12 protein-coding genes are annotated in these 18,534 nt (G+C 59.6%); 5 read left to right on the top strand and 7 right to left on the bottom strand.

What is annotated here, in order from left to right; all coding sequences use genetic code 11:
* Nucleotides 1-497: 497 nt before the first annotated feature.
* The 4 genes from JFU47_RS11755 to JFU47_RS11740 are packed head-to-tail and all read right to left on the bottom strand — an operon-like array spanning nt 498 to nt 7,487.
* A complete protein-coding gene (locus JFU47_RS11755) occupies nt 498-2,309 on the bottom strand; it encodes a DAHL domain-containing protein (protein ID WP_201183081.1) in 1,812 nt (603 codons plus the stop codon).
* Nucleotides 2,306-3,265 (bottom strand): cytochrome-c peroxidase, encoded by a 960-nt coding sequence (locus tag JFU47_RS11750; protein ID WP_201183080.1) that lies wholly within the window; start codon nt 3,263-3,265, stop codon nt 2,306-2,308. Before JFU47_RS11750 ends, JFU47_RS11755 begins: the two co-directional genes overlap by 4 nt.
* 44 nt (nt 3,266-3,309) lie before the next feature.
* Nucleotides 3,310-5,184, bottom strand: coding sequence for a putative bifunctional diguanylate cyclase/phosphodiesterase (locus tag JFU47_RS11745; RefSeq protein WP_201183079.1), 1,875 nt, complete (start codon nt 5,182-5,184; stop codon nt 3,310-3,312).
* Nucleotides 5,181-7,487: a putative bifunctional diguanylate cyclase/phosphodiesterase gene (locus JFU47_RS11740; RefSeq protein WP_201183078.1), complete on the bottom strand. Its 2,307-nt coding sequence runs from the start codon at nt 7,485-7,487 to the stop codon at nt 5,181-5,183. Before JFU47_RS11740 ends, JFU47_RS11745 begins: the two co-directional genes overlap by 4 nt.
* Nucleotides 7,488-7,746: 259 nt before the next feature.
* Between JFU47_RS11740 and JFU47_RS11735 the strand changes: the two genes are divergently transcribed.
* From JFU47_RS11735 to JFU47_RS11720, 4 genes are all read left to right on the top strand, one after another.
* Nucleotides 7,747-9,105 (top strand): HD domain-containing phosphohydrolase, encoded by a 1,359-nt coding sequence (locus tag JFU47_RS11735; RefSeq protein WP_201183077.1) that lies wholly within the window; start codon nt 7,747-7,749, stop codon nt 9,103-9,105.
* Between the two features lie 208 nt (nt 9,106-9,313).
* Entirely contained in the window at nt 9,314-9,748 is a 435-nt protein-coding gene (locus JFU47_RS11730) for an NUDIX hydrolase (protein WP_201183076.1), read from the top strand.
* 24 nt (nt 9,749-9,772) lie between these two features.
* Nucleotides 9,773-10,411, top strand: a complete 639-nt coding sequence (locus JFU47_RS11725) for a LysE family translocator (protein WP_033057445.1) — start codon at nt 9,773-9,775, stop codon at nt 10,409-10,411.
* Nucleotide 10,412: 1 nt separating this feature from the next.
* Nucleotides 10,413-10,910 carry a GNAT family N-acetyltransferase gene (locus JFU47_RS11720; RefSeq protein WP_201183074.1) on the top strand — a complete coding sequence of 166 codons (498 nt, stop codon included), beginning with the start codon at nt 10,413-10,415 and terminating at the stop codon, nt 10,908-10,910.
* Between the two features lie 121 nt (nt 10,911-11,031).
* Here the strand turns inward: JFU47_RS11720 and metR are convergent, their stop codons facing one another.
* On the bottom strand, nt 11,032-11,949 hold the full coding sequence (gene metR / locus JFU47_RS11715) for a transcriptional regulator MetR (protein WP_076028480.1): 918 nt from the start codon (nt 11,947-11,949) through the stop codon (nt 11,032-11,034).
* Between the two features lie 119 nt (nt 11,950-12,068).
* On the opposite strand from metR, the gene metE reads away from it, so the two are divergent.
* Complete coding sequence (metE, locus tag JFU47_RS11710; RefSeq protein WP_201183073.1) at nt 12,069-14,381, top strand: 5-methyltetrahydropteroyltriglutamate--homocysteine S-methyltransferase; 2,313 nt, start codon at nt 12,069-12,071, stop codon at nt 14,379-14,381.
* Nucleotides 14,382-14,455: 74 nt separating this feature from the next.
* Here metE and JFU47_RS11705 read toward each other — a convergent pair whose 3' ends face one another.
* Entirely contained in the window at nt 14,456-17,362 is a 2,907-nt protein-coding gene (locus JFU47_RS11705) for a hypothetical protein (protein WP_201183072.1), read from the bottom strand.
* A 34-nt stretch (nt 17,363-17,396) separates the two neighbouring features.
* Nucleotides 17,397-18,509, bottom strand: coding sequence for a hypothetical protein (locus JFU47_RS11700; RefSeq protein WP_201183071.1), 1,113 nt, complete (start codon nt 18,507-18,509; stop codon nt 17,397-17,399).
* Nucleotides 18,510-18,534: the final 25 nt, after the last annotated feature.

The raw sequence follows: 18,534 nt of genomic DNA, 5'->3' as shown, positions 1-18,534 counted from the left end.
CTGCACGCTGGCCCGTTCGGTCATGTCCCATTTGGTCAACAGGGTGTTGGCCATCTGCTGGACTTCAATGTTGTCGAACGGTTTTTTCAGAATCAGCAGCCGGTCATGCGCTTTCAATCGATCGAGCAATTCATCCCAGGAATAGTCGGAATAGGCGGTGCACACCACCACTTGCAGACGCGGGTCGGCCTGCCACAAATGTTCGATGGTCTGCGCACCGTCCCAGCCCTCGGGCATGCGCATGTCGACAAAGGCCAGGGCGTAGGGGTGGTTTTCCTGCAACGCTTCGTTCAGTTTGCCCAGGCCTTCCTGGCCGCCATAGGCCGAGTCCAGCTCGAACAGCGCACGGGTTGATTTCACTTCGTTGCCAAACAGCGCGGCCTCCATCTCGTCCAGTTCGACGGTCTGCTCCGGCATGGGCGTGAGAATCTTGCGGAAGTCCACGTGAATGGACGGGGTGTCATCGATCAGCAGAATGCGTCGGTTAGAAAGCTCGCTCATGCTTCCTCCGGTACGGTTTTCAGCGGGATCTGCAGCGTGAACATCGCTCCTTTGCCCGGTCCGTCGCTATGGGCGGTGAGGTGGCCGTTCATTTCGATGGCGGCCAGGGCGCAGCTGTGCAGGCCGAAGCCATGGCCTTCCTTGCGGGTAGTAAAACCGTGGGCAAAGATGCGCGTCATGTTTTCCTCGGCGATGCCTTCGCCGTCATCCTTGACGCTGACTTGCAGGGTCTTGTCTTCGACAATTTTGACCCCCAGGGTCATTTGTCGCGGGCGGTTGCTGAGGTCGGACATGGCGTATTTGGCGTTGCTGATCAGGTTGATCAGGATCAGCAACAGCCGGTGTTTGTCGCCCATGACCTGCGGCACGTCGCTGTATTCCTTGATCACCTGGACGTGGTGTCGGGTCAGGGCGCCAGAGTTCATGCGCAGGGCGTCTTCCAGCAACTCGCTGATGTGCAGCGGTTCCATCAGGCTGTTGGCGCCCGCGTAGGATTGCTGGGTGGCGACGATGTCCTTGATGTGGTCCACGCTTTTGGTCAGCTGGGCCAGCTCCTCGGTCATGCTTTGTTGTTCCAGGGCTATCGCGTCCACCAGTTGATTCAGGTAACCCGGTAGCAACTTGCCTTTCGCGTCCTCGGTCAGAAAGGTGCCGAGGTCGCCTGGATGATCGTTGATCAGCTGCATGGCCTTACCCAGGCCCTGCGCTTTGCTGCCGCGCAGTTTGCGGCTTACCAGGTCGGCCGAAATGTTCACGCTGTTGAGCACGTTGCCGACGTTGTGCAGCACATTGGTGGCGATCTCGGCCATGCCGGCCTGACGCGCGGTGTCGAGCAGTTCGCTCTGAGTATCCTTGAGTTCGCGGGTGCGTTCTTCAACCCGCAGCTCCAGGTCGTCATTGGCGGTTTGCAGGGCTTTGTTGACGCGATTGATCACGGTGAAACTGCGCATCAGGTGAATCGCCAGGTACACCAGCAGCAACACCAGCAGCACCGAAAACAACAGCATGTAGAAGTGATAGCGCTGGTCGACCGCATCGGTCCGTTGCTGGTCGGTGTTCAGCAGGTCGGTCATGTCGTCCAGGCGTTCGGCCACGGGAACGGCTTCGATGTTTTCCAGCAAACGATTTACCACCGGCTGCTCACGCAGGATCAGTGAAATATGGTTGCTCAGAATATCGATCGGACTGTTGAACTGTTCAGGTAGACGCTGTTTGTTCACCCCCATTTTGTTCAGCCCCAACAGGATGTCGGCGGCCTTGTCATCGGAGGTGACCTGGGCGAACTCCAGGCTGCTGAGCAACAAGTCATACGTATCGGTGGCGATGTTCTGAAGTTGCAGTTTGTCTTCGTCCGCCAACCGGGCCAGCTGTTCCTGAATGTCGTCCTCGGCGGTGGGCAGGAACGCCAGTGAGTTGCGCAGCACGGCGTTGTGAGACTTGAACTGCTCCACCAAGCGGGTCTTTTCCTGAATGGCGCTCAGGTACGCATCATGGCTGGTGCGCCAGGCGGGCGAGTCGTTGCGGCCATGGCTCGACTCCATCGTGTCGAACCGCTCCCAAAGGTTCGTTATCTCGGTCAGCGGTGTGACCAACGGATCGTAGTTGTGACTGATGGCGATCCTGGCCTTGAGGATCTCGGTTTCCCATTGTGCGTTCAGCTGCTTGATCCGGCCGATCAAGTCCCGGGATTCGGCGTAGGTCGTCGTCTGGTTCGAGCTGGATTTGAGGTACAGGAACAGCAGCACCGAAGCCAGCATCAGGGCCACGACACAAAGCAACGCCAGGTTGCCGCGGTTGGACGTTTTCATAAGGGCTTGCCTCCCCATTCACCGGTCAGGGTCTTGAGGAATTTGATGATCAGGGTCTTGTCCTCGGCGGAAGGAACACGTCCGAGCTGGAACTTGAACATCACGTCCACCGCGTCCTCGAGGGTTTTGGCCGAGCCGTCATGAAAGTACGGCGCGGTCACGGCGACGTTGCGCAGGCTCGGGACCTTGAACACGTTGCGGTCCTCTTCGTCTTTGGTGACCAGATAGCGGCCCAGGTCGGCTTCGGTGGGGTTGCCCCGAGTCTCGAAGTAGTCGCCCATGACCCCGAACTTCTGGAACATGTTGCCGCCGATGTTGACGCCCTGGTGGCAGGCGATGCAACCGTAGTCCTTGAAGCGTTGGTAACCGTATTTCTCGTCGAGGGTGAGAATGTCGGTATCGCCTTGCAGGTATTGGTCGAAACGCGAGTTGGCGCTGATCAGCGTGCGTTCATAGGTGGCCAGGGCATTCTGCACATTGTTCATGGTCACCCCGTCCGGGTAGGCGTTGGCGAACGAGGTCTGATAAGCCGCATCGGCGGTCAGCGTCTGCACCACATGCTCCCAATTACTGCCCATTTCACTGGGGCTTTGCACCACGCCGTGGATCTGGGTTTCCAGGGTGTCGGCGCGGCCGTTCCAGAATTGCCGGAAATTCAGGCTGGAGTTGAATACGCTGGGGGTGTTGAGTGTCACTGGAACGCCGTTGAACCCGATGGAAAACGCCTTGTTGTCGGCACCGCCGTTTTCGAGTCGATGACAACTGGCGCAGGACAGTGAGTTGTTGACTGACAAGCGTGTCTCGTTGAATAACTGGCGACCGAGCTCGATCCGCAGCGGATTCTGCTGGGGCACCGCCGGCAGTGGTTTGAGCGGTTCATCCAGCGGCGCGGCGCCAGCGCTCAGGCAGAACCCGAACAACGGCGCCAATAGCAGACGGTGAAAGGAAGGCGACATCTGATGATTCCTTGGCGTAGGGCCTGTGTGTCGTTGCGCATCGTTCACGTGGCGGCGGATGAAGAGGGCTTCAGCGACCCCAGATACCGGACGAAGGCGTCCGGCTCCACGGCTTTGCTGAAGTAGAAACCCTGGCCTTCCTCGCATTGATGGGCCTTGAGGAAATCCAGTTGTTCGAGGGTTTCCACCCCTTCGGCAATGATGGTCAGCTTGAGGCTCCGGCCCAGGCTGATGATGGCGCTGACCAGCGCGGCGTCGTTGCTGTCGCTGCTTAAGCCGCGAATGAACGACTGGTCGATTTTCAGCACGTCGATGGGAAAACGCCGCAAGTAGCTCAGGCTGGAATAACCGGTACCGAAGTCATCGATGGCCAGTCGTACGCCCATCACCTTGAGCCGGGTCAGGGCGTTCACCGTGGTTTCGACGTTCTGCATCAACACGCCTTCGGTGATTTCCAGCTCCAGCAAGGCCGGTTCCAGACCTGTTTGTTTGAGTGTCTGTTCGATGCTGTCGACAAAGTCCCGCTGACGGAAATCGATGGCCGACATGTTCACCGACATACAGATCTTCGGCAGTCCCGCAGCCTGCCAGGCGCAGGCTTGTCGACACGCCTCGGCCAGCACCCATTTGCTCAACGGCACAATCAAACCGCTGTCTTCGGCAATACTGATGAAGTCCGATGGGTAGACCAGACCGTGCCCCGGTTTTTGCCAGCGGATCAGCGCCTCGGCACCGACCACCTGGCCACTGACCAGGTCCAGTTTGGGCTGGTAATGCAGGACAAATTCGTTGCGTTCCAACGCCAGGCGAATGCCGCTCTCGATGCTTTGCTGATCCCGGGCGCGCTGGTTCATCTCGTCGATGAAAAAACTGAAATCGTTCGGGCCGCTTTCCTTGACGTTACGCATCGCGGTTTCGGCTTTCTTGATCAGCGCGATGGCATCGAAGCCGTCGTCCGGGTAAATGCTGATGCCCAGGCTGGCGGTCACGATCAGGTCGTGGCCGGCAATGTGCTGCGGCGCGCGGATGGCGTTCAAGAGTTTTTCGGCGATGCCCTTGGTCTGCTGGGGGTGGCGGACATCGGCGAGGATCACCACGAATTCATCGGAACCGTAGCGGAACACCGAGTCGGACTCGCGCACCGTCGCCACCAGATTGCGCCCGACCTGTTTAAGCATTTCGTCACCGGCCGGATGACCCAGGGCATTGTTGATGCGCTTGAAGCGATCGAGGCCCAGAAACATCACGGCCAGTTGCTTGTCATGGCGCCGGGACAGGGCCAGTGACTGGTTCAACCGGTCACCGAGCAACGTGCTGTTGGGCAGCTCGGTCAGTACGTCGTACTGCAACAGGTGCGACACCTTGAGCAATTCGTGGACCCGCGCCTCGATGGTTTGTTCCAGGCTCAGGACCTTCATCGCCGCGTCCTGCGCCATCTGCCATTTCCAGGTCAGGGCACTGGCCATCTGGCGGATTTCCAGGCTGTCGAAAGGTTTTTTCAGCACCAGTAACTGGTCGCCGAACTCCAGCCGTTCGGCCATGTCTTCCCAGGTGTAATCGGAATAGGCCGTGCACAACGCGATTTGCAGGTGAGGGTCGGCCTTCCACAGTTGTTCGATGGTTTCCAGGCCGTCCCAGCCCGGTGGCATGCGCATATCGGTGAACGCCATGGCATAGGGGCGACCTTCGGCCCGTGCGCGTTTGACCAGTTCGAGGGCTTCCTGGCCCTGATAGGCCGAGTCGAGCTGGAACGTCAGCCGATCAAGCTGCACGGTGCCGAACAAGGCTTCTTCAGCGCCGGCCAGGGTCTGTTCACATTCAATCTCAGGGCCGAGGATCTTGCGAAAATCCTCATGAATCGAGGGCGTGTCGTCGATGATCAGGATGCGCCGGTTGGTCCGCACGAAAGGCGTTTTCATCCTTTGTCCTCCGTGGAGTGTGGCGGGTTGTCCAGGATCGACCCGATGTCATGGTTCGGGGGCACGATGCTGCCGGCCTTCAGCAGCTCGGCGGCCTGCTGGCTGCTGACCGCTTTGCTGAAGAAGTAACCCTGGGCGTTCATCGGTGAACCGGTGGCCATCAGCGAGCTGCGCTGCTCCTGGGTTTCGACGCCCTCGGCAATGATGCCGATCCCGACTTCACGGGCGAAGTTGATGATGGCGCGCAAGGTGTTCGCGCTGGCCGGATCGCGGGCGGCGGTGTCAATGAAGGCCTGAGCGAGTTTCAGGTGATTGACCTGGTAGGTCTTGAGGTAGTCGAACGAGGAGTACTCGGTGCCGAAGTCGTCGATGGCGATCTTCACCCCCAGTTCACGCAGGCGCGGCAGCACATCGTTGTGGGTCCATTTGGTCTGGGCCAGCGTCGCTTCCGTGACGTCGAAGCGCAGGTCCCAGGGGCAGAGTTCCCAGCGTGCGGTGGTGCGCAGCACGTCATAGATCAGTTCGGGACCAGTCTTGAGTTGGGCCAGGGACAGCTTGATCGCAATCACCGGTGGCGCCATGCCTTCGTCGCGCCATTGGCGCATTTGCTGGCAGGCGCGATCCAGCACCCAGTGACCGAGCGCGACGATGGTGCCGGTCTTTTCCGCCGCGGGCAGGAACGCCGAGGCTTCCAGTAAACCGCGCTCAGGGTGGTTCCAGCTGACCTGCGCTTCCATGCCGAGGATTTTGCCGCTGCTCAGGTCTACTTCCGGCCAGTAATGCAGTTCGAGTTCTTGGTGTTCGATGGCCGCTCTCAGGTCGCTGGCGATGGTCATGCGTTCGACCACCTCCTGATTGATCTCCTCGGAGTGGAAGTGGTACTGGTTGCGACCCTTTTCCTTGGAGCGATACAGCGCCATGTCGGCCTGGGTCAGCAGACCATCGGCGCTGGTGCTTTCCGGGGTGCAGCTGCTGATGCCGATACTCACCGAGACCCGTACGTCATTGCCGGCCAGGGAGTAGGGCAGTACCAGCGTGTCGCGGATCTTGGCGGCCAGGGCCGCGGATTGGGTCGGGTCGCCGACGTCCAGCTGCAAGATCGCGAACTCGTCACCGCCGAGGCGGGCAACCACATCGTTTTCGCGCACACAGGCCTTGATCCGGCGTGCAACCTCTTGCAGCAACAGGTCGCCCACCGGATGGCCGAGGGTATCGTTGATGCGTTTGAAGTGATCCAGGTCCAGGTAAAACATGGCGAACGGTGCCGCCCCCCGACGAGCAGCGGCGAATGCCTGGTGCAACCGCTCGATCAGCGTCGCACGGTTGGCCAGTCCGGTCAGCCCGTCGGTGCGGGCCAGCAGGGCGATTTTCTCTTCGGCTACTTTGCGTTCAGTGATGTCGATGATGATGCCTTCGACTTCCAGCAAACGGCCTTCATCGTCGCGCACCGGGATGTAGCGGTTTTCGACCCAGCGCCAGGCGCCTTCGCCAGTGCGCATCCGGAATTCGATGGAAGCGCCTGCCGCATGACGGTCCAGCACCCGGGCCATGGCGGTGTCGACCTTCGTTTGATCATCAGGATGGATCAGTTCCTGGGCCCAGTTGGCCGAGGCGACCAGTTTCGCCGCAACATGACCGTATTTGGTGATGTTGTGCGAGATATACATCAACGGAAACGACGGCTCGCCGCGCAACCGATACAGAATGGTGGGGCTGTTCTGCACGATGATGTTGGCGTCGGACAGCTCTCGGGTGCGTTCTTCGACCGCCTGTTCGAGCAGCGACATCTTCAGCTCTGCGTCTTCGGTCATTTGCCACTTGGCCGTCAAGGCGCTGGCCATCTGGCGGATTTCGATGGCATCGAAGGGTTTTTTCAGAATCAGCAGGCGATCGCCCAGCTCCAGGCGTTCGTCGATGTCTTCCCAGGAATAGTCGGAATAAGCGGTGCAAAGCGCCACTTGCAGCTTGGGATCGACCTGCCACAGCCGTTCGATGGTTTCCAGCCCGTCCCAGCCCGGCGGCATGCGCATGTCGATGAAGGCCATGGCGTAGGGCATGTCGTTGGCCAGCGCCGTCTCGACCTTGTCCAGGGCTTCGAGGCCCTGAAACGCCGAGTCGAGCACAAAGCTTTGCAGCGATAGCGCAGCAGGGGTGCCGAACAGGGCATTTTCGGCGCTGATCAGGCTGTCGTCATCGATCGATGGCGGACTGAGGATCTTGGCGAAGTCCGCATGGATCGAGGCTGTGTCGTCGACGATGAGAATCCGTCGGTTGGTCCGCGCCAGCAGCGTATTTATCGACATACGCCAGTACCGGCAGCAGTTTGATGCGGTTTTCTCATAGGGGGCTTCCTTTCCCTGATCACCTGGCCGAACGTACAGATTATGGATCCGAGTCAGCTGAGCATAGTCGTCTGTCCCGCACTTCGCGCAACTCAATGAGCTGAATCATTTCCGTTGGCGGGCTGAAAATCATCTAGCCTGTAGGTCAGGCTCCGGCAATAGGGGATGTTTGCCTCGGGGCCTGCCACAACGATGTGCCCGTTTCACTTGAGGTGACGCCATGGAAGAGCAACTCCCCACGACTTTGAACGATAAACCCAAGGTGCTGCTGGTCGATGACGAGGAGTCAATCCTCAACAGCCTGCGTCGCCTGTTACGCGGCCAGCCCTACGAGGTGCTGCTGGCCACCAGCGGTGCCCAGGCGCTGGAGATCATGGTGCAACAGTCCATCGACCTGGTGATGACCGACGCACGCATGCCCAACATGGACGGCGCCACGCTGCTGGCCCGCATCCATCAGCTATACCCGACGACCACCCGGATTCTGCTCACCGGCTACGCGGACATGCCGACAATCATCAAAGCCATCAACGAAGGGCAGATTCACCGCTACATCAGCAAACCCTGGAACGATGAGGAAATGCTCCTGACCTTGCGCCAGGCCCTGGCTCATCAACACTCCGAGCGCGAACGCCAGCGTCTGGAGCAGTTGACCCGGCTGCAGAACGACCAGTTGAAGTCGCTCAACATCACCCTGGAAAAACACGTCGCCGCCCGCACTGCCGAACTCCAGCAGACCGCCGACATGCTCGACCTGGCCTACGAAGAACTCAAGCACAGCTATGTCACCGGCACCGAGGTGTTCTCGCTGCTGGCCAACCTGCGCCTGCCGCCGGCCAAGCAGACCAACCGCCAGATCATCGAGCTGGTGCGGGTCTACTGCAAACTTCATGGCCTGGACGAGGGCACCAGCCGCGACCTGGCCATGGCCGCGGCGCTCTACAACATTGGCAAACTGAGCTGGACCGACAGCATGATGACCGCGCCCGCGGACCTGCTGCATCACAGCGATCGGGAGCGCTATCGCGGTTATCCCAAGCAGAGCGAATCGCTGTTGATGACGCTCGACCCGATGAAGGACGCCGCTCGTCTGATTCTTTACCACCAGGAGCGCTGGGACGGCAGTGGTTTCCCCGACCGGCTCAAGGGCGAGGCCATTCCGTTCGGTTCGCGGCTGTTGAAACTGGCGGTGGATTTCATCGAGTTGCAACGCGGGCTGATCCTCGAGAGGCAGATGAACAGCGATGAAGCGCTGGTTTACATCCGCAGCTATGCCGGACGGCTCTACGACCCCGAGATGGTGGAGGATTTCATCCAGGTCTGTGCCGCGTACCTGAGCGATGTCTCGTTGGCCGATCCGTCGGTCAAAGTGCTGACCACACGGGAAGTGACGGCGGGCATGATCCTGGCGCGCAACCTCAATGCCGACAACGGCATGCTGCTGCTCAATGCCGGCAAGGTGTTGAATGGGCCGCTGGTGGAGAAGTTGATCGCCTTCGAAGCCATGGAGGGCGCGAAATACAGCATTTTCGTGAAGGTGCCGGAAGACGTTGCGGTTCTCGAGGCCAGTGAGGTCTAGGCGCTGTACTCGTCCAATGTGGGAGCGACGGTGCGGCGGTCCGACCTGCTCGCGATGAAGACAACGCGGTTTTTCAGGTACACCGCATCTTCGTTCATCGCGAGCAGGCTCGCTCCCACAGAGGGCTTGGTAGATGCTTTTTTCGGCGTGACGACGCACCGAGACTCATGTGATCCTTGCGCTTTTTCCCCAAGGCCAATCCTGATCCATGACCCTTTCATCCGCTGCTTCACCCCGCCTCATCCGCATCGCCGCTGCCCTGTTGATCGGCCCGGACGGTCGCACGCTGTTGGTCCGCAAGCGCGGCACCGAAGCGTTCATGCAGGCGGGGGGCAAGATCGAAGCCCATGAGCAACCGGTCCACGCGCTGGCCCGTGAACTGGAAGAAGAATTGGGGCTGGTCATCGACCCGGCACACGCCACTTATCTCGGGCAATTCTCGGCACCGGCCGCCAATGAGCCGGGTTTTACCGTCCAGGCCGAACTCTTTCAGCTGACCATCGATTCAGACGTATCGCCTGCGGCGGAGATCGAAGAGGTGCGCTGGATCGACCCGGCCACTGACGGCAGTGTCACGCTGGCGCCATTGACACGGGACCTGATCCTGCCGTTTTATCGTGCTTTGTTAACCGAAACTGCCTGATTATTCCCGGACAAAGGACTGCCCATGATCCCGCTTCAAGACTTGCTGATTTTCGCCGCTGCCGCATTGCTGATGGTGCTGACGCCGGGGCCGAACATGATCTACCTGATCTCCCGTTCGATCTGCCAGGGGCGCAAGGCCGGTGTGACTTCGTTGCTTGGTGTGGTCGCGGGGTTTTTCGTGCACCTGTTCGCAGCGGCTGCCGGTTTGACCGCGGTGTTTCTGGCGGTGCCGATGGCCTACGAAGTGCTGAAATGGGCCGGCGCGCTGTATCTGATGTGGCTGGCCTGGCAAGCCGTCAAACCGGGTGCACGTTCACCGTTCGAAGCGCAGCAGTTGCCGCCGGACTCGTCGCGCAAACTGATCACCATGGGCTTTCTGACCAGCGCCCTGAACCCGAAGATCGCCGTGTTTTATTTGTCGGTGTTTCCGCAGTTCATCACACCTGAGCATGGCTCGGTGTTCACTCAAAGCATCACTTTGGGTCTGACCCAGATCAGCGTCAGTTTCAGCGTCAATCTGCTGATCGCGCTGTTTGCCGCGGGCATCGCCTCCTGGTTCGTCAACAACCCGTCCTGGCTGGCGGTGCAACGCTATTTCATGGGGTTCGTGCTGTCGGCACTGGCGGTGCGACTGATGCTGGAACAACGACGGATGGCTTGAAATGTGGATTGAACGGCTTGATGCCAGTCATGCTCTGGATTATCGGGCGCTGATGCTCGAAGCCTATGACCTGCATCCCCAGGCATTTACCTCCAGCGTGCGCGAACGCGCCGTGATGCCGTTGAGTTGGTGGGAATCACGCCTGACCAGCAAGCTGGACGTGGTGTTCGGCGCGTTCGAAGACGGTGAGCTGGCGGGCATCGTCGGCCTGGCGTTCGAGCCCCGGGAAAAAGCCCGGCACAAGGCGACATTGTTTGGCATGTACGTGTCGGGCAAGGTCCGGCAGCGCGGGGTCGGTTATCACCTGGTGCAGGCCGCCCTGGCTGAAGCGCAGGACCATAAGGGTCTGAAGCTGATCCAGCTGACCGTCACCGCCGGCAATGACGCCGCGTTCAACCTGTACCAGCGTTGCGGCTTCATCCAGTTTGGTCTCGAACCTCTGGCGGTGCGCGTCGGCGAAGACTACTTCGACAAGATCCACATGTGGCGCGAAATCTAAGAACCACGAAGATCCCCTGTGGGAGCGAGCCTGCTCGCGATTGCGATCTGATATTCAACATCTTTACTGAATGACACACCGCATTCGCGAGCAGGCTCGCTCCCACAGGGATTGTGGTGTGTCAGCGAACGGCGCTGACGCCGTCGAGTGTCGAGAACGACGTGTCCTTGGCCGTCAGCAGGAAGTCGCGCATGTACGGCGCATCCAGCATGTCGGCGCGAATCCCGGCGTACAGCGTCGCAAACAAACCTTTCTCGCCCAGCCGCTTGGCCTTCACATAACCCCGTGAGCTGTATTCATGCAGCGCCCAATGGGGCATGCCGCACACACCGCGACCGCTGGCCACCAATTGCATCATCATCACCGTCAGTTCCGATGTGCGGACCTGCGCCGGTTCGATATCGGCCGGTTCCAGGAAACGGGTGAAGATGTCCAGCCGATCACGCTCCACCGGGTAGGTGATCAGCGTTTCGGTGAGCAAATCTTCCGGGACGATGTAGGCCTTGTTCGCCAAACGGTGCTGATTGGCGACCGCGAGCATCGCTTCATAGGTGAACAACGGCACGTAAGTGATCCCGGCCAGTTCCAGCGGGTCGGAGGTCACCACCAAATCCAGATCGCCACGGGCCAGCGCAGGCAGCGGGGCGAATGAGAACCCTGAGGCCAGGTCCAGTTCGACTTCCGGCCAGGCATCGCGGAACTGGTCGATGGTCGGCATCAGCCACTGAAAGCAACTGTGGCACTCGATCGCCATGTGCAAACGCCCGGCGGTGCCACCGGCCAGCCGCGCGATATCGCGCTCGGCGCCGCGCAGCAATGGCAAGGTCGCGTCGGCCAGTTGCAGCAGACGCAAACCGGCGCTGGTGAAACGCACCGGTTTGGTCTTGCGCACGAACAGTGGCATCCCCAGCCGTTCCTCAAGCTCCTTGAACTGGTGGGACAGGGCCGACTGCGTCAGGTGCAAGCGGTCGGCCGCATCCACCAGGCTATCGGCTTCGCGCAAGGCGTGCAGGGTCTTCAGGTGACGGATTTCAAGCACCGGGGGCTCCATGAGGAAAACTTGTGATCAACACGAAAAGGTTGAGTTTGTCTCATGTTGGGTTGGCTGTCGACAATAGCGCCATGTTTTACGACATCTTTTATAGGGAGAAACTCACCATGGCTCTGGCCCACACTCTTGGTTTCCCGCGCATCGGCGCTGACCGCGAACTGAAAAAAGCCCTCGAATCCTACTGGAAGGGCGATCTGGATCAGGACGCGCTGAAAAGCGTCGGCCGCCAATTGCGCGCCACCCATTGGCAACTGCAGAAAGACGCCGGCATCGACCTGCTGCCCGTGGGCGACTTCGCCTGGTACGACCAGGTACTGACTCACTCCCTGACCTTCGGTGTAATCCCCGAGCGCTTCGACAGTGCCAAAGATTCCCGCGGCCTGCCAACCCTCGACACCCTGTTCGCCATGGCCCGTGGCGCCACGGCGGCCTGCTGCGGCGGCGAACACAGCAAGGCGCAATACGCCCAGGAACTGACCAAATGGTTCGACACCAACTACCACTACCTGGTCCCGGAGTTCACCGCTGACCAGCAGTTCAAGCTGAGCTGGGAACAGTTGTTCGACGAAGTCGACGAGGCGAAGGCCCTCGGCCACAACGTCAAACCGGTGATCATCGGTCCACTGACTTACCTGTGGCTGGGCAAAGCCAAAGGCAATGACTTCGACAAGCTCGACCTGCTGGAACGCCTGCTGCCGATCTACGGCGAAATCCTCGGTCGCCTCGCCGCTCAAGGCGTTGAGTGGGTGCAGATCGACGAGCCGATCCTGAATCTTGACCTGCCACAGGCCTGGAAAAACGCTTTCGAACGCGCCTATCACATTCTTCAATACTCGCCGCTGAAAAAACTGGTGGCGACCTACTTCAGTGGTCTGGAAGACAACCTCGGCCTGGCCGTCAGCCTGCCGGTGCAAGGCCTGCACATCGATGCGGTGCGGGCGCCGGATCAACTCGGCCAGGTGCTGGATCGTCTGCCGACCTACAAGATTCTCTCGGTAGGCCTGGTGAACGGTCGCAACGTCTGGCGCTGCGAACTGGAGCAAGTCCTCGCTCAACTGCAGCCGGCCCAGGAACGCTTTGGCGACAACCTGTGGGTCAGCAGTTCCTGCTCGTTGCTGCACAGCCCGGTGGATCTGGATCGCGAAGACAAACTCGACCCGGAACTGAAAAGCTGGCTGGCATTCGCTGTGCAGAAGTGCGGCGAAATCGCCGTGCTGCGCGATGCCCTGAACGACCCGCAATCCCCCAAGGTACAAGCCGCCCTCGCCGAAAGCCGCTCGATTCAGGCCAGCCGCGCCGAGTCGCCGCGCATTCACAAAGCCGAAGTCCAAGCGCGCATTAACGCCATCAGCGCCAAAGACAGCCAACGTCACTCGCCGTTCGCCAAACGCATCGAGCAGCAACGTACGCGGTTGAAACTGCCGGCATTCCCAACCACCACCATCGGCTCGTTCCCGCAGACCGGTTCGATTCGTCTGGCACGCCAGGCCTTCAAGCAGGGCAAGCTGTCGGCCAACGATTACACCGACGCCATGCACAGCGAAATCCGCCATGCCGTGCAAGTTCAGGAACGCCTGGGCCTGGACGTGCTGGTTCACGGTGAAGCCGAACGCAACGACATGGTCGAGTACTTCGCCGAGCAACTGGACGGCTACCTGTTCACCCGTTTTGGCTGGGTGCAAAGCTACGGTTCGCGCTGCGTGAAACCGGCGATTATCTACGGCGACCTGAGTCGTCCGAAGGCCATGACTGTCGACTGGATCACCTATGCACAGAGCCTGACCGACAAGGTCATGAAAGGCATGCTCACCGGTCCCGTGACCATGCTGATGTGGTCGTTCCCGCGCGAAGACGTCTCGCGCAAAATCCAGGCGCAGCAGTTGGCGCTGGCGTTGCGTGACGAAGTGGTGGACCTGGAAAGCGCCGGCATCAAGATCGTGCAGATCGACGAAGCTGCCTTCCGTGAAGGCCTGCCGCTGCGTCGGGCGCAATGGCAGGAGTACCTCGACTGGGCGGTGGAAGCCTTCCGCCTGAGCGCATCCGGTGTGCGGGACGAAACCCAGATTCACACCCACATGTGCTACAGCGAATTCAACGATGTGATTCAGTCCATCGCGGCGATGGACGCCGATGTGATCACCATCGAAACCTCGCGTTCAGACATGGAGTTGTTGGAGGCTTTCGAAGCGTTCGACTACCCGAACGACATCGGTCCGGGCGTGTATGACATCCACTCGCCACGGGTGCCGGACACGGCCGAGATGGTGAAATTAATGAGCAAAGCCGTGAAGCGCATTCCGGCTGAGCGGTTGTGGGTGAATCCTGATTGCGGGTTGAAGACCCGGGCGTGGCCGGAGACTGAGGCGGCGTTGGTGAACATGGTGGCGGCGGCGCGGCAGTTGCGCAGTCAGTTGGCCTAAGCCCTCGTCATACAAAGATACTCCCGGCAAAACAAAACCCGCTGACCGGTTAACGGTCAGCGGGTTTTTACTGCTTAATTCACCTTGCTCAGATCGACCCAGGCCATGTCGTAATCGTTGCCGTTGCCGCTGGGCTGGCCGTTGTCGAGATAAAGCGTTACTTCAGGAGCGCTCGGAATGAAAGACAACTCAAGAACAATGAAGTTAAATTCGCTAATCGTCCGATTAGGCGTTGCGGCACCTGTGCTGGTACGCAAACGAAGCACCGGATAGTCGTAACGGCCATCCATTCGGGCTACGGCAAATCGGTACAGGTAGCGGGCCCCCGGTTGCAGGTTAGAGAAGGACTTTTGTAGCACCACACCATGTGAACGCATCGTATTGGTGTAGTTGTTCAGCGCGTAATAGTTCCTCCCGGCGCCCACGTAAAATGAAAAGTCACTAGCAGCACCTGCACCGCCCCAGACCCAGCCTTGCCAGGCCCTGTAATTGAAGTCCGCAGTGTCTTTCAGCAGTCCTTGCTGGACGGTGAAAGCTCGTGGCAGCGATTGTTTGGAACCATCGATCGTTCGTGCCGTGATGACATGCCTGGTCACTGCGAACCCCCGCGCAGGGACTGTCCACACGCCGGCATCTGTAACCGGGAACCGCCCGAGGCTGGCAGCGCCATCATAGACATCGACCTGCTGTCCCGGGCTTGCCGTGCCTTGAATGATGGTGTCGCTCTGGTAGTAAGTGGCGCCGTTATCGGGTACCAGGCGGCCACCGGCCGTGACGGAGGTAATGGTCGGTGTCTGCGCTTCCTGCACGGTAAAGGCCCAGATAGCGGAGGGTCGATTGGTACCGGGGGTCTGCACGGTGAAGCTGTACGAGCCCGGCGCCAGGGTGGTGAGGGTGTCTGACCAGGTGCGCCCGTCGGTGGAGGTTGGTGTGGCGACAATCACGCCGTGGTTGCGCAGTTCTACGGGGACACTCACCCCGGCAGTGCCCGTCAGTGTTGCACGGGTGGCGAATGTCTGGCTGTTGCGCGCAATGTCGTTGCCGTTGCCGTCTTTGACTTCAGTGATGTCCGGGTTCGGAATCGGCGAGCCGATGTTCAATCGCAGCCGTTCCGAGACCCGTTGGGTTTTGGTAAAGGGGTTGGTGACGGTATAGACCAGCTCGACGGTGTTGTTCCGATTGGCTCGCAGTTTCTCGAAGGGCACGGTTTGCGTAAAGTCTATGCCCACCATTGCAGGCTGCACCTCTATGGGCGGTGACGACCAGGAGTCCTGCTGGTTGGCCCCGATGAAGTCGAGCCTGATGATGTGCAGGGCGCGCATGCCGGGATAGGGTTTGATGGTGACCACGGCACCGTTGGGTACATCTTCGGGGATCAACACACCGTCTTTCGCGTCGTTGACTTCCGGTGGCGGCAATTGGGCCGTGATGTCGCCGATTTCCAGCACCAGGGTTTGAGAGCCCACGTCTTCAGTGTCTGTGCGGCGGACGGTGTACTCGACCAGTACCTTGGCCCCTTCCCATTTTTCAATATGGTCTTTGGGTACGGTGAACTCGATGTCCTTGTCCACCATGTCCTCGCCAACGATGCTGGACGTTATGTAGAGATCTTCAATGCCTGACGCTGTTATGACGTACCAGTAAACGAGAATGAGATCGTCGAGAATTATGGCGCCAGGATGGCTTTTCACGATCACGTGGGCCGGGTCGGTGTCTATCGCGACAGACCCCCCTTTGGCTTCAGGCACCTCAGGTGCCGCCAGCTTCAGGGGCATGCCGATCATTTTGGCGTAGGTCGTGCGTGAATAGCGCGGGGTGGCGGGCGTGGCGGCTTGGGTCAGGCGGTAGTCGACTTTGGCGAAACCTCGAGCAATCAGGTGGACCGGGTAATAGTCAATCATGAACGAGTGAGAGCGGGTTTGTGCGGTGGGTTTCCATTGCATATCCACGGGGACCTTGCGGCCACCAGCGCTGACGCCCCGCCAGCTCAGGTCCACCACGTCTCCTGATTCAAAACGGACCTTCGACGAAGTTACAATTGTTTCGACGTCTTCACCGAGCAGTGCATCAAGGTCGAGCTGTTGATCGCCATCCGCCTGGTCGATAACCGGGGCTTCGAGCAGCACGAGCGCAGGGTCGAACAGGAAGAAGATCGGAGGCGCATTGGCAGCGCTGTGATTCTCCACCACGTCCTGAAGGCGATAAGTGAGCAGCAAAGGATTTACGGGGGGCAGGTTTGTCAGGATGCTTTTAGGGATCGTGAACTTTATGGGCTTGCCAACCTGGCCGGTAGTGACCAGGGGTAGCTTGATCTCTATATCTCCCCACAGGACAAAAATGGTGGAGTTCTTGCGCATGTTCTCGTAGGGCGCGATGGTGATGGGCACCCCGTTGTTTTCGTCCAGATAATCCTTGGTAACGCCGTTATCGAGGATGTCCCGCTCCACCTCGATAGGCGCCAGTCCCTGATGGTAAGGCTCCTTCTCATCCGGGTCGGGTCCACCGGGCAGGGTGGTTTTGATCAGTACCGTCAGTGGATCTGAGCGTTCGTAGTCGCCCCCGACATTGCTGATTCTGCGTACGCCGACAAGCAGCTCGCACACGCCGTCGGGCAACTGATCCTTTTTGATGGTCGGGAACAGCCGATTATCCACTTGAGTGACATTGACAGTGTCACTCACAAGTGTGATCGGGTTCCCCGGCGAGTAGATCGCTTCAATAATCCATTCATCGCCTTCCGACATGCTGAGCCACGGGTCGATAACTACATTCAGCTCTGTTGGCTGGCCTTTTCCGTCCAGAAACGCGAGTCGATTGATACCACCGTGGACACCCTCATCTGCTGGCAGGTTGGGGATAAACCCGGATATCAAGAGCGGATCAATGCTATTGACTCTGATATCGCCGGGTTTTGGCAGAGGGGGAAGCAGGTCAATTTGCCGTGCTTTGACGGGGGCGTCGGGTGTGTTGAAAACGCTCATGGCGGATTACCTCTGAATAGGTGGGTAATGGGAGTCAATCGATTCTGCGGGTGTTGCCGACAATGAAGACCTGGACGTATTTCGAGCGTCGGCGTTCGCCGCTGGCGGTGACTTGCGTATACGCCACGTTGGCAAAACCACCGGCCAGGCGCTGGACCACGGCGTTGGACACCTTGAAGGTCAGCGCTGTCTGGGAGGCAACAGTCTGAGAGTCGGTGAACGGCTGGGGCAGGCCTGCACGGGGCTCGCCTCGCCAGTCGAGTTCCACCACATCCGTTGGGGCAAAGACCGAGGCTGGGGTTGCGACCGTCACGCTGACGGAGTTGGCCCCTAGCGCAGTCATGTAGATGGCGTTGTCCTGATCGGTTTCGGACACCACCGGGGCGGGCAGGCGTTCTGCGTGGTCGGCGCCCTGGATGTCGACCATCAACCCGATGGAGTGGTCAGAGGCCATGTTGCCCACCTCGTCTGTTACCCAGTACTGAAGCAAGGCCTGGCCACTACCGTCGGCCGCGATCATTTCTTGGGAAATCGTGAGCTCGACCGATTGACCGATCTCGGACTTTAGAACCTGGTGTGCGATGCGCCAGTCGACATACTGAAACGCTACGGTATCGTTGTGGCGCATGCCTTGCCAGGGCGCCACGGTGACAATGACGTCCTGTGTGCCGTCGATGATCGACGGAGTAATGACGGGGGCCCGCAATAACCTGTGGCCCGGGTATTCCGGTTGTGGGTCGATGCCCCCGGGCAGTTCGGTTTTGACGAACACCTCAAGATGCCCCGACTCCACGTTATTGACTCGGTAGAACCAGGTACTGAAACCCTCGGGAATGTCATTGACCTGGATTCTTCTCAAGAGCGGATCGCCGTTATAGTCACTTGGCACTGTGAACCAGATGATCGACAGGGCGGGCGAGGTCGGGTGGCGAATGAACACTTCCACCCGGTCACCGACGAAGACTTGTGTGGGGGGAATAACGATTGCCATACCATTGATGTTGCCACGGGCCAGCGTTCGGTTGATGCCGACATCCGCGCCTTCGATCACCGTGAGGGCGCCGGGTATATCAATCCTGCTCTCGCTCACGGTCGAGGTGGCAAACCGGGCCGGGCTATTTTCCACCAGTTGTTCGTCGGTACTCATAATGTGCTCTCGCGGCGGAGTGGGT

The sequence above is a fragment of the Pseudomonas sp. TH39(2020) genome, assembly GCF_016650715.1.
Taxonomy (GTDB): Bacteria; Pseudomonadota; Gammaproteobacteria; order Pseudomonadales; family Pseudomonadaceae; genus Aquipseudomonas; species Aquipseudomonas mandelii_C.
The sequence above is the reverse complement of the archived record's forward strand: the minus strand, read 5'-3'. Positions and strand labels throughout refer to the sequence as shown.